Raw genomic sequence first — 11,990 nt, forward strand, 5'->3', positions numbered from 1 at the left:
GATTGAGGTAAGCCAGCTCAGTGATTGCCCTGTCTGCTGATCCAGGGGCGCCGTCAGGCGCGGGGGCATATTACCAAGGGATGGTCTCGCCGCGATAGTTCACGAAGTGATGGCCGCCCTTGCCGGCGTAGGCGTTGACCTGGTCGATGAGCCCGCGGGTGCTGGTCTGCACGTCGATTTCCGCGCCTTCGCCGCCCATGTCGGTTTTCACCCAGCCGGGGTGCAGGCTGAGCACGGTCAGCGCGGTGTCGCCCAGGCTGCCGACGAAGGTGCTGGTCATGGAGTTCAGCGCCGCCTTGCTGGCCTTGTACAGCGCCAGTTCCGGCGCGTCGGGCATGGTCACGCTGCCCAGCACCGAACTCATGAAGGCGATTACGCCGCCTTGGGGCCGGACCTGGTCGTTGAAGTGCTTGGCCAGGCGAATCGGCGCCACGGCGTTGGTGTAGAACAGCGCGCCGATGTCCTCGGGGCTGACCTTGTCGACGCCCTGGTCGTTGGGGCCCTTGACCCCGGCGTTGACGAACAGCAGGTCCCAGGTCTGGCCCTGCAGCGTCTGCGCCAGCGCCGCTAGCTGGCCGGCGTCATCCATGTCCAGCTTCTCGATACGCACGCCCGGCACTGCTTGCAGTGCGTCGGCGGTGCGCAGGTTGCGCACCGTGGCGGTGACGTTCCAGCCGTCCTCGCGCAGGCGCTGCACCAACCCCAGGCCCAGGCCACGCGAAGCGCCGATGATCAATGCGTTCTTGCTCATGATGGATGTCCCTTGGCAGGCAAAGAGCATCAGCATAATCTGTGGGAGCTGGCTTGCCAGCGAGATTTTGAAAACTCGCTGGCAAGCCAGCTCCCACAGTCACCGCCCCGGCTGCCACGGCTGCCCCAGCGACACCGGCGCATACAACCGCGTGCGCACGCCATCGCGCGACAGCAGCACCAGCACCACAATGGTCGCCACGTACGGCAGCATCGCCAGCAGGTTCGACGGAATCGACAGGCCAACCCCCTGGGCCACCAGGTGCAGGATGCTCGCCAGGCCAAACAGGTAGGCGCCCAGCAGCACGCGCCACACCCGCCAGCTGGCGAACACCACCAGCGCCAGGGCAATCCAGCCGCGGCCGGCGCTCATGTTTTCCGCCCACATGGGCGTGTACGCCAACGACAAATACGCCCCGGCCAAACCGGCCATGGCGCCGCCGAACAACACCGCCAGGGTGCGCACGCGCAGCACCGGCAGGCCCATGGCGCTGGCCGCGTCGGGGTTTTCCCCCACGGCCTGGATGATCAGGCCCACCCGGCTTTTCAGCACCACCCAGGCCACCAGCGCGAACAGCGCGAACGACAGGTATACCAGCAGGTCCTGGGCGAACAGCATGCGGCCGATTAGCGGAATGCTGCTCAGCACCGGGATAGCCACCGGGTCGAAACCGGTGAGCGGCTTGCCCACCCAGCCGGCGCCGACAAAGGTCGACAAGCCCACGCCGAAAATCGTCAGCGCCAGGCCGGTGGCCACCTGGTTGGCGTTGAACACCAGCGCCACCAGGGCGAACAGCGACGACAGCAGCATGCCGGCGACCATCGCCAGCACCACGCCCAGCCACAGGTTGCCGCTGCTGAAGGCGACGATGAAACCCACCACCGCGCCGAACAGCATCATGCCCTCCTGGCCCAGGTTGAGTACGCCGCTTTTCTCGCAGATCAGTTCCCCCAGGGCCACCAGCAGCAGCGGCGTGCCGCAGCGCACCATGGCGAAGAGAATGTTACCCAGCAGATCGATATCCATCACAGCGCTCCTGCGGTGGCGACCGCGGTGGTACGGCGGGCCCAGCGCACGTTCAGGCGCGGGCGGTAGAGAATCAGCACGTCACAGGCCAGCAAAAAGAAAAGCATCAGGCCCTGGAACAGTTCGGTGATGGCCTGGGGCAGGTTCATCGCCATCTGCGCGTTCTCGCCGCCCAGGTACAGCAGGGCCATCAGCAGGCTGGAAAACACGATGCCAATAGGGTTCAAGCGGCCAAGAAAGGCCACGGTAATGGCCGCGTAGCCATAGCCGGGCGACACCTGCGGCACCAGTTGGCCGATCGGCCCGGTCACTTCGCACACCCCGGCCAGGCCGGCCAGCGCACCGCTGACCAGCAGCGCCAGCCACACCAGGCGTTTCTCGCGAAAGCCGACGAAGCCGGCGGCGCGCTGGTCCAGGCCCAGCACCTTGATCTGGAAACCCAGGAAGCTTTTCTGCAGCAGCACCCACACCGCCACCAGCGCCAACAGGGCGAAGTACAGCCCGGCGTGCAGGCGCCCGCCCTCGAACACCAGCGGCAGGCGGCTGGCGTCGCCGAACATGGCCGACTGCGGGAAGTTGAACCCAGCCGGGTCACGCAGCGGGCCGTGGACGAAATACAGCAGCAGGTTCAGGGCGATGTAGTTGAGCATGATGCTGGTGAGGATTTCATTGGCGTTGAAGCGTGTGCGCAGCCAGGCCGTCAGCCCGGCCCAGGCGGCGCCGGCGAGGGTGCCGGCCAGCAGCACCAGCGCCAGCGCCCAGCGGCTGTCCATGCCGATGATATTCACCGCCACGGCGCTGCCGCCCAGGGCGCCGATCAGCAGTTGGCCTTCGGCGCCGATGTTCCAGATGCGCGCCTGGTAGGCCACCGCCAGGCCCAGGGCGCACATCAGGATCGGCAGCGCCTTGACCAGCAGTTCGCTGACGCCGTACAGGTCGCTGATCGGCTCGATCAGCAGGGTATGCAGCGTCTGCAGCGGGTCATGCCCCAGGGCGATGAACAGCAGCGAGCCACAGCCCAGGGTCAGCAGCGCGGCCAGCAACGGCGAGCACCAGAGCATCAGGCGTGACTGCTGGCCGCGGGGTTCGAGGGAAAGCAACATGGAAGGCTCCGTTAACCGGCCAGGGCAGGGGTGGGGGATGGAAGGTCAGCGAAGCGCCCGGCCATCCAGCCGCCCAGCTCCACCTGGGTGGTCTGCGCGGTGGCTTGCAGGGCGCTGAGGCGGCCGCCGCTGAGGGCGCCAAGGCGGTCGCTGATCTGGAACAGTTCATCCAGGTCCTCGGAGATCACCAGGATTGCCGCGCCGGCATCGCGCAGGGCAATCAGCGCGCGGTGGATGGTGGCGGCCGCGCCCACGTCCACGCCCCAGGTGGGGTGCGCGGCTATCAGCAGGCGTGGCCGTTGGAGAATCTCGCGGCCGAGGATAAATTTCTGCAGGTTGCCGCCCGACAGGCTGCGGGCGGCGGCCTGGGCGTCCGGGGTTTTCACCGCGAAGCGGCGGATGATTTCGTCGGCCAGGGCCAGCACCTTGCGGGTGTGCACCATGCCCTTGCTCACCAGCCCTTGCTGGAAAGCGGTGAGCAGAGCGTTGTCGGCCAGGCTCATGTCTGGCACGGCGCCGTGGCCCAGGCGCTCGGCCGGTACGAACGCCAGGCCGCGGGCGCGGCGTTGGTCGGGGCGCAGGTGCGCCACGGGCTCGCCATCAAACCTGATGGTGGCCGGCTGCTTCAGGCGCTGTTCGCCACTGAGCAGGGCCAGCAGTTCGTCCTGGCCGTTGCCGGCTACCCCGGCGATACCAACGATTTCGCCGCTGCGCACCTGCAGGCTGACGCCCTGCAGCGAGCAGCCGAACGGGTCGGGGTTGTTCCAGTTCAGTTGGGTGACGCTGAGGAACGGTGCGCCGCCCTCGGCTTTCGGGTACTGCGCCACCAGGCCCTCGGCGTCGCCGACCATCAGCCGCGCCAGCTCCAGGTCGCTGCGCTCGGCCGGCACGCAGTGGCCCGACACGCGGCCGCCGCGCAGCACCGTGGCGCTGTGGCACAGGGCGCGCACCTCGCCCAGCTTGTGGCTGATGAACAGAATGCTGCAGCCCTCGGCGGCCAGGCGGCGCAGGGTCACGAACAGGTCGTCGGCCTCCTGCGGGGTAAGCACCGAGGTCGGCTCGTCGAGAATCAGCAGGCGGATGTCCTGCATCAGGCAGCGCACGATCTCCACGCGCTGGCGCTCGCCAATGGACAGGCTGTGCACCAGGCGGTCAGGCGCCAGCGGCATGCCGTAGCGCGCCGACACCTCGCGAATCTTCGGTTCCAGTTGCGCCGGCGTCTGCCCCGGGCCCATGGCCAGGGCGATGTTCTGCGCCACCGTCAGGGTCTCGAACAGCGAGAAATGCTGGAACACCATGCCGATGCCCAGCTGGCGCGCCTGGGCCGGGTTGCGCAGGCGCACCGGCTGGCCCTGCCACAGCACGCTGCCGCTGTCGGCCTGGGTGACCCCGTAGATGATCTTCATCAGGGTACTTTTGCCGGCGCCGTTCTCGCCCAGCAACGCACGGATCTCGCCGGGCTGCAGGCTCAGGTCAATGCTGTCGTTGGCCAGGCAGCCGGGGTAACGCTTGCTGATCGCGCGCAATTGCAGGCGCGGGGTGTTCGCAGGGTTGGACATGACAGGCTCGGTTGGAATGGGACGCTGGTGCATAAGCAATTTCCTGGCCAGTGGGTCAGGAAATGCGTGGCGCCTGCGTTTCCGCGGTTTTCGCCGTGGTGCAAGGGCACCAAGCCAGGGCGGCGCAGGGAGGAGCGCATCGAAATCGTGCTGGTTAAAAAATGATCAGCTGCCTGTGCAGGCCGTGCAGCCTGCGGCTGGCGCAGGCTTGCACGGCTTATCCACAGACTGCTCCACAGTTTTTGTGCGCAAGGGGAAAGCGCGGGTATAAGCGCGGGCGGGCTATCTTCGAACGGCGATAACTGTGCATAAGTATTTGAACGGGCGCCGTTTTCCGTTGTGGATAAGGCGATTGGTCAAATAACGTACAGAAGCCTGTAGCCCTTGATCCACAAGGGCTGGCGCTGATTGCGCAGAGCTTATCCACAACCGGGTGCACAGTAGATGTGGGCAGTTTTGCTGCGCCCGGGTTATGACGTCGCCTTCTGTAGCAGCGGCCGCAGGCCGCGTCAGTGGTTGGACGCAGCCTTCGGCAGCTGCTACGGGGAAGGGAGTTCCAGGAGGATGCGGCCGCGGCTCAGGTCGGCCAGTTGCTGCTGCAAGCGCGGTACATGCTCGCGGCCCAGGGCCAGTTGCAGGTCGACGCCATTGGCGGTGAAGTCTTCCTGCACCACCAGCCCGTCCAGTTCGGCCACGCGCAGCTTCACCAGGGCCAATTCGCTGAAGCTGCACGAGCAGGTCACCGCGATGCGGCTCACCAGCACGCGCTTCTCCGCCTGTTGCAGGCACTTGTTGGCGCCGCCCCCATAGGCGCGGGCCAGGCCGCCGGTGCCCAACTGGATGCCGCCGTACCAGCGAATCACCAACACCACCACCTGGTCGCAATCCTGCGCCTCGATAGCCGCCAGTATCGGCCGGCCCGCTGTGCCGCCTGGCTCGCCGTCATCGTTGCTGCGGTACTGCTCGCCCAGCTTCCAGGCCCAGCAATTGTGGGTAGCGTCGGGCACGCTGTGCTGGTCGAGAAACGCCTGGGCATCGGTCACGCTGGCGATGGGGGCGGCAAGGGTGATGAAGCGGCTCTTGCGGATCTCTTCACGAAATTCGCAGGGGCCGAACAAAGTCGAGGGCATTCAGGGCAGATCCGCGCAAACAGTCATTGGACAGGGGTGAGGCCGCAGCCTTTGAGGATTATACGGGTCAATTGCTCGCCGGCTTCCTCGAAGTCCTGCTTGGTCAGGCGCGTGCGGCCGGTGACGCGGCAGATCTGCGTGGCGAAGTCGGCGTAGTGCTGGGTGCTGCCCCACAGCAGGAAAATCAGGTGCACGGGGTCTACCGGGTCCATCTTGCCGGCGTCGATCCAGGCCTGGAACACCCCGGCACGGCCCTGGAACCAGGCGCGGTAGTCCTGGCTGAAGTATTCGTTCAGGCACTGGCCGCCGCTGATGATCTCCATGGCGAAGATGCGCGAGGCCTGCGGCTGGCGCCGCGAGAACTCCATTTTCGCGCGAATGTAGCGGGTCAGCGCCTGGGCCGGGTCATCGTCCACGGTCAGGGTGTTGAAGGTGCTGTCCCACAGTTCGAGGATGTTGCTCAGCACCGCGATGTACAGGCCCAGCTTGTTGGTGAAGTAGTAGTGCAGGTTGGCCTTGGGCAGCCCGGCCTTGAGGGCGATGGTGTTCATGCTGGTGCCCTTGAACCCGTGGCGGGCGAACTCGTCCTCGGCAGCCTGGATGATGGTCTCTTCGTTCTTCTGACGAATACGGCTGGCAGGTTTGCCGGAGGCGTGGGCGCTGTGCGCGGGGACTTCGAGGGTCATGGGCGGTTCCGAACAGATCGTATGGGTGCATCGTGATGCGTTGATAACGCACCCACACGATCCAGACAAGGCCTGGCGCGGAAAACCTTCAAACGCGAGTTTCAAGTCCTTCGCTTTCAACCGCCGGCGTAGTGGCCACAGGCTTGCCCTCGGGCAGCAGCAGGCACATGACCAGGGCAGTGATGCCGCCGCTGGTGATGGCCGAATCGAACAGGTTCTGCACCAGCTTGGGCAGCAGGTGCAACAGGGTCGGCTGCGCCGCCACGCCCAGGCCGACGCCGAACGATGTGGCGATAATCAGCATGTTGCGCCGGTCCAGCGGGCCCTGGGCCAGAATGCGCACGCCGGCGGCGGCGACGCTGCCGAACATCACCAGGGTGGCACCACCCAGCACCGGCTTGGGGATCTGCTGCAGCACCGCACCAATCACCGGCACCAGGCCCAGCAGGAACAGGATCGCGCCGATGTACAGGCCTACGTAGCGGCTGGCCACGCCAGTCAGCTGGATCACGCCGTTGTTCTGGGCAAAGGTGGTGTTGGGGAACGCGCTGAAGGTGGCGGCCAGCATGCAGCTGAAGCCGTCGCCGAGCACGCCGCCCTTGAGCCTTGCAATGTAGGTGGGGCCGCTGATGGGCTGGCGCGAGAGCATGCAGTTGGCGGTCAGGTCGCCGACCGTCTCGATGGTGCTGATGAGGTAGATCAAGGCCACCGGGAAGAACGCTGCCCAGTCGAAATTGAAACCGAATTTGAATGGGATCGGCAGGCTGACCAGGGGCAGCGGCGGCAGCGCCTGGGGCACCAGTTTGCCGGTGAACCAGGCGGCGATGCTGCCCACTGCCAGGCCGATGATGATGGCCGACAGGCGCACCCACGGCGTGCTCGAACGGTTGAGCAGGATGATCACCAGCAGCACGAACGCGCCCAGGGCCAGGTTGCCGGGGGCGCCGTAGTCCGGCGCGTTGAAGCCGCCGCCCAGGTCGGTCATGCCGACCTTGATCAGGCTGATGCCGATCAGGGTGATGACGATACCGGTCACCAGCGGCGTGATCACCCGGCGCAGTTGGCCGATGAAGCGGCTGAGCACGATCTGCACGGCGGCGCCGAAGAAGCACACGCCGAAGATCATCGCCATGATGTCCTCCGGGCTACCGCCGCGCTGCTTGACCATGAAGCCGGCGGACAGCACCGCGCCGAGGAAGGCGAAGCTGGTGCCTTGCAGGCAGATCATGCCGGCGCCGATGCCGAACGGCCGGCGGGCCTGGATGAAGGTGCCTACGCCGGACACCATCAGCGCCATGCTGATCAGGTAGGGCAGGTGCTCGGTCAGGCCTAGGGCCGAACCAATGATCAGCGGCGGGGTGATGATGCCGACGAAGCTCGCCAGCACGTGCTGCAGCGCGGCCAGCACGGCGGCCATGGGGTTGGGGCGATCATTCAGACCGTAGATCAGTTCGTTGGGCGACGATGATTCTGGTGGCATGGGAAGCTCTCGGCACGGGGCGTGTATCGGATGACACGTCCTGTTGCAAAAAGCTGTCCAACTGCTCAGGTTTGAAATGGGTGTTTGGCGTGTAGCCCTTGTAGATCAACGGATTAAAATTTTTTGCAGGTGCTTTGCCAGGCTGGCGCCCGAGGGCTTTTGCTAGCAACGTGCACTAGCGTGTGGCCGCCAGGCTTTCCAGGAAGCTCTCCAGCACCAAATGTGGGCGCCTGCCCTTGCGCGTCACCCACGACAGGCTCAGGTCATAAAACCGGCTGTCCGGTTTCAGCGCGCGCAGCCGCCCTTGCTGCACCCAGAAACTGGCGTAGTGGTCGGGCAGGTAGCCGATGAAACGCCCGGTGAGAATCAGGAACGCCATGCCCTCGCGGTCCGAGGCGCTGGCGGTGCAATGCAGCGCCTGGTAATGCGCCTGGATGTCGGCCGGCAGGCGGAAGGTCGGGGCGATGGCGTCCTGGGCGTTCAGGCGCGCGTCGTCCAGGTCGGCGTCGGCGGCGTAGAACAGCGGGTGGCCCACGGCGCAGTACAGCAGCGAGCGCTCGCTATACAGCGGTGCGTATTCCAGCCCCGACAGCGGGCTGGCCTGGGGCACCACGCCCACGTGCAGGCTGCCGTCGAGCACGCCTTGTTCCACCTGGCTGGGGGCGATCATGCGGATCTGGATGCGCACGTCCGGGCCACGGTCCTTGAGCTGGGCCAGGGCATGGGTGATGCGCATGTGCGGCAGGGTCACCAGGTTGTCGGTGAGGCCGATGTTCAGCTCGCCGCGCAGGTGCTGGTGCAGGCCGTTGACCTCGGTGCGGAAGCTTTCGATGGCGCTGAGCAGTTGCAGCGCCGAGTGGTACACCTCGCGGCCTTCCTCGGTCAGCGAAAAGCCGGCGCGGCCGCGTTGGCACAGGCGCAGGCCGAGGCGCTGTTCCAGGTCGCTCATCTGCTGGCTGATGGCGGAACGGCCGATGCCCAGCACGTTCTCGGCTGCGGAGAAACCGCCGCATTCCACCACGCTGCGGTAGATTTTCAGCAGGCGAATGTCGAAATCGCTGACCTGCGCCAGGGGATCGGGACGTCGGCTCATAGTTTAGTCATCGCCTAACCAAAGATTGGAAAAACAGGATTTTCCAGACTTTATCGCCGTGACAACGTAGCTGCAACAACACTCGTTACTTCCGATTCGAGGTCTTGCACGAATGAACTTGCCCGAAAACGCTCCGCACGGAATCACCAGCCAGCTGAAACTCGACGCGCACTGGATGCCCTACACGGCCAACCGCAGCTTCCAGCGCGACCCGCGTATCATCGTCGCCGCCGAAGGCAGCTACCTGACGGACGACAAGGGCCGCAAGATCTACGACAGCCTGTCCGGGCTGTGGACCTGTGGCGCCGGCCACACCCGCAAGGAAATCCAGGAAGCGGTGGCGCGCCAGTTGGGCGTGCTGGACTACTCCCCGGCGTTCCAGTACGGCCACCCGCTGTCGTTCCAGCTGGCCGAGAAGATCACCGAGCTGACCCCTGGCGAGCTGAACCACGTCTTCTACACCAACTCCGGTTCCGAGTGCTGCGACACCGCGGTGAAAATCGTGCGTGCCTACTGGCGCCTGAAAGGCCAGGCCACCAAGACCAAGCTGATCGGCCGTGCCCGTGGCTACCACGGCGTGAACGTCGCCGGCACCAGCCTGGGTGGCGTGAACGGCAACCGCAAGATGTTCGGCCAGTTGATGGACGTCGACCACCTGCCGCACACCCTGTTGGCCAGCAACGCCTTCTCCAAGGGCGCGCCGGAAGAGGGCGGCATCGCCCTGGCCGATGAAATGCTCAAGCTCATCGAGCTGCACGACGCCTCGAACATCGGCGCGGTGATCGTCGAGCCCATGGCCGGTTCCGCCGGCGTGCTGCCACCGCCCAAGGGTTACCTCAAGCGCCTGCGCGAGATCTGCACCCAGCACAACATCCTGCTGATCTTCGACGAAGTGATCACCGGCTTCGGCCGCACCGGCAACATGTTCGGTGCCGACACCTTCGGCGTTACCCCTGACCTGATGTGCATCGCCAAGCAGGTCACCAACGGCGCCATCCCCATGGGCGCGGTAATCGCCAGCACCGAGATCTACCAGACCTTCATGAACCAGGCCACGCCCGAGTACGCGGTGGAATTCCCCCACGGCTACACCTACTCGGCCCACCCGGTGGCCTGCGCCGCCGGCCTGGCCGCGCTGGACCTGCTACAGAAGGAAAACCTGGTGCAACAGGCCGCCGAACTGGCGCCGCACTTCGAAAAAGCCCTGCATGGCATCAAGGGCAGCAAGAACGTCATCGACATCCGCAACTTCGGCCTGGCCGGCGCCATCCAGCTGGCCCCGCGCGACGGTGATGCCATCGTCCGCCCCTACGAGGCCTCGATGAAGTTGTGGCAGGCAGGTTTCTACGTGCGCTTCGGTGGCGACACCCTGCAATTCGGGCCAACCTTCAACGCCAAGGCCCAGGACATGGACCGCCTGTTCGATGCCGTTGGCCAGGCGCTGAACGCGATCGACTGATCCCCTCTTTATATATAGGAAGCGGCACGCGCCGCTTCCTGGCATCTATTCCAGGAGTTTCACATGAGCAGCATTCAGCACCTGATCAACGGTGATCTGGTTTCCGGCGGCGACCGCACCGCCGACGTCTACAACCCATCGACCGGCCAGGTTATCCACAAGCTCCAGCTGGCCGACCTGCAAACCGTGCAGCAAGCCATCGACTCGGCCAAGGCCGCATTCCCGGCCTGGCGCAACACACCGCCGGCCAAGCGTGCCCAGGTGATGTTCCGCTTCAAGCAACTGCTGGAGCAGAACGAAGCCAAAATTTCGCAGCTGATCAGCGAAGAGCACGGCAAGACCCTGGAAGACGCAGCCGGTGAACTGAAGCGCGGTATCGAGAACGTCGAGTACGCCAGCGCCGCGCCGGAAATCCTCAAGGGCGAGTACAGCCGCAACGTCGGCCCGAACATCGACGCCTGGTCCGACTTCCAGCCCCTGGGCGTGGTCGCCGGCATCACCCCGTTCAACTTCCCGGCCATGGTGCCACTGTGGATGTACCCGCTGGCCATCGCTTGCGGCAACTGCTTCATCCTCAAGCCGTCCGAGCGCGACCCAAGCTCCACCCTGTTCATTGCCCAGCTGCTGCTGGAGGCCGGCCTGCCGGCTGGCGTGCTGAACGTGGTGCACGGCGACAAGGTGGCGGTGGACGCGCTGATCCAGGCGCCGGAAGTCAAAGCCCTAAGCTTCGTGGGCTCCACGCCGATCGCCGAGTACATCTATAGCGAAGGCACCAAGCGCGGCAAGCGCGTGCAAGCACTGGGCGGCGCCAAGAACCACGCCGTGCTGATGCCCGACGCCGACCTGGACAACGCCGTCAGCGCGCTGATGGGCGCGGCCTACGGTTCCTGTGGCGAGCGCTGCATGGCCATCTCGGTAGCCGTGTGCGTGGGTGACCAGGTGGCGGATGCCCTGGTGGCCAAGCTGGTGCCACAGATCAAGGCGCTGAAAATCGGTGCCGGCACCAATTGCGGCCTGGACATGGGCCCGCTGGTCACCGGCCAGGCCCGTGACAAGGTTGCCGGTTATGTCGAAGACGGCGTGCAGGCTGGCGCCAAGCTGGTGGTCGATGGCCGCAGCCTGGTCGTGCCGGGCAATGAAGACGGCTTCTTCCTGGGCGGCTGCCTGTTCGACAACGTCACCCCTGAAATGCGCATCTATAAGGAAGAGATCTTCGGCCCGGTGCTGTGCATCGTGCGGGTGAACAGCCTGGAAGAGGCGATGAAGCTGATCAACGACCACGAATACGGCAACGGCACCTGCATCTTCACCCGTGACGGTGAAGCGGCGCGCCTGTTCTGTGACGAGATTGAAGTGGGCATGGTCGGCGTGAACGTACCGCTGCCGGTACCGGTGGCGTACCACAGCTTCGGCGGCTGGAAGCGTTCGCTGTTTGGCGACCTGCATGCCTATGGCCCGGACGGTGTGCGCTTCTACACCCGCCGCAAGGCAATCACCCAGCGCTGGCCGCAGCGAGCCAGCCACGAAGCGTCGCAGTTCGCGTTCCCCAGCCTCTAAGGTTGTAGCGTGAGAAAAGGGCGGGCCGCAAGGCCCGCCTTTTTGTTCCACTACAAATCTCCATTGGTACCACCAAGGGGGCCCGGGAGATGCCACTGACATAATTGGCCCGAAACAAACGGGTAGCACCGGCCGCAGGCCGGGTC

At 65.4% G+C, this 11,990-nt stretch carries 10 protein-coding genes; 2 read left to right on the forward strand and 8 right to left on the reverse strand.

The annotated features are described in order from the left end of the window. Positions 1–70: 70 nt before the first annotated feature. From AC0J42_RS03565 to AC0J42_RS03600, 8 genes are all read right to left on the reverse strand, one after another. Positions 71–751, reverse strand: a complete 681-nt coding sequence (locus tag AC0J42_RS03565) for an SDR family oxidoreductase (RefSeq protein WP_473005264.1) — start codon at positions 749–751, stop codon at positions 71–73. A gap of 99 nt (positions 752–850) precedes the next feature. Then, positions 851–1,777 carry an ABC transporter permease gene (locus AC0J42_RS03570; RefSeq protein ID WP_416422285.1) on the reverse strand — a complete coding sequence of 309 codons (927 nt, stop codon included), beginning with the start codon at positions 1,775–1,777 and terminating at the stop codon, positions 851–853. After that, on the reverse strand, positions 1,777–2,880 hold the full coding sequence (locus AC0J42_RS03575; protein ID WP_473005265.1) for an ABC transporter permease: 1,104 nt from the start codon (positions 2,878–2,880) through the stop codon (positions 1,777–1,779). Before AC0J42_RS03575 ends, AC0J42_RS03570 begins: the two co-directional genes overlap by 1 nt. Positions 2,881–2,891: 11 nt before the next feature. Beyond that, positions 2,892–4,439: an ABC transporter ATP-binding protein gene (locus AC0J42_RS03580; protein WP_473005266.1), complete on the reverse strand. Its 1,548-nt coding sequence runs from the start codon at positions 4,437–4,439 to the stop codon at positions 2,892–2,894. A gap of 539 nt (positions 4,440–4,978) precedes the next feature. Continuing rightward, on the reverse strand, positions 4,979–5,569 hold the full coding sequence (locus AC0J42_RS03585; RefSeq protein WP_473005267.1) for an IMPACT family protein: 591 nt from the start codon (positions 5,567–5,569) through the stop codon (positions 4,979–4,981). Between the two features lie 23 nt (positions 5,570–5,592). Then, complete coding sequence (locus tag AC0J42_RS03590; protein ID WP_416422289.1) at positions 5,593–6,255, reverse strand: TetR/AcrR family transcriptional regulator; 663 nt, start codon at positions 6,253–6,255, stop codon at positions 5,593–5,595. 88 nt (positions 6,256–6,343) lie between these two features. Beyond that, positions 6,344–7,735 (reverse strand): uracil-xanthine permease family protein, encoded by a 1,392-nt coding sequence (locus AC0J42_RS03595; protein WP_473005268.1) that lies wholly within the window; start codon positions 7,733–7,735, stop codon positions 6,344–6,346. Between the two features lie 175 nt (positions 7,736–7,910). Further along, positions 7,911–8,828, reverse strand: a complete 918-nt coding sequence (locus tag AC0J42_RS03600) for a LysR family transcriptional regulator (protein ID WP_416422291.1) — start codon at positions 8,826–8,828, stop codon at positions 7,911–7,913. 112 nt (positions 8,829–8,940) lie between these two features. Here AC0J42_RS03600 and aptA point away from each other — a divergent pair, with 112 nt between their 5' ends. Together aptA and AC0J42_RS03610 are read left to right on the forward strand one after the other, a co-directional pair. Next, positions 8,941–10,287, forward strand: coding sequence for an omega-aminotransferase AptA (gene aptA / locus AC0J42_RS03605; RefSeq protein WP_473005269.1), 1,347 nt, complete (start codon positions 8,941–8,943; stop codon positions 10,285–10,287). A 63-nt stretch (positions 10,288–10,350) separates the two neighbouring features. Continuing rightward, complete coding sequence (locus AC0J42_RS03610) at positions 10,351–11,844, forward strand: CoA-acylating methylmalonate-semialdehyde dehydrogenase (protein ID WP_416422293.1); 1,494 nt, start codon at positions 10,351–10,353, stop codon at positions 11,842–11,844. Positions 11,845–11,990: the final 146 nt, after the last annotated feature.

This window comes from Pseudomonas sp. Tav-5-1A, assembly GCF_055755055.1.

Bases quoted from the DNA above. Each gene is read 5' to 3' on its own strand.
- AC0J42_RS03565 (WP_473005264.1), bottom strand. From the start codon at position 751: ATGAGCAAGAACGCATTGATCATCGGCGCTTCGCGTGGCCTGGGCCTG.
- AC0J42_RS03570 (WP_416422285.1), bottom strand. From the start codon at position 1,777: ATGGATATCGATCTGCTGGGTAACATTCTCTTCGCCATGGTGCGCTGC.
- AC0J42_RS03575 (WP_473005265.1), bottom strand. From the start codon at position 2,880: ATGTTGCTTTCCCTCGAACCCCGCGGCCAGCAGTCACGCCTGATGCTC.
- AC0J42_RS03580 (WP_473005266.1), bottom strand. From the start codon at position 4,439: ATGTCCAACCCTGCGAACACCCCGCGCCTGCAATTGCGCGCGATCAGC.
- AC0J42_RS03585 (WP_473005267.1), bottom strand. From the start codon at position 5,569: ATGCCCTCGACTTTGTTCGGCCCCTGCGAATTTCGTGAAGAGATCCGC.
- AC0J42_RS03590 (WP_416422289.1), bottom strand. From the start codon at position 6,255: ATGACCCTCGAAGTCCCCGCGCACAGCGCCCACGCCTCCGGCAAACCT.
- AC0J42_RS03595 (WP_473005268.1), bottom strand. From the start codon at position 7,735: ATGCCACCAGAATCATCGTCGCCCAACGAACTGATCTACGGTCTGAAT.
- AC0J42_RS03600 (WP_416422291.1), bottom strand. From the start codon at position 8,828: ATGAGCCGACGTCCCGATCCCCTGGCGCAGGTCAGCGATTTCGACATT.
- aptA (WP_473005269.1), top strand. From the start codon at position 8,941: ATGAACTTGCCCGAAAACGCTCCGCACGGAATCACCAGCCAGCTGAAA.
- AC0J42_RS03610 (WP_416422293.1), top strand. From the start codon at position 10,351: ATGAGCAGCATTCAGCACCTGATCAACGGTGATCTGGTTTCCGGCGGC.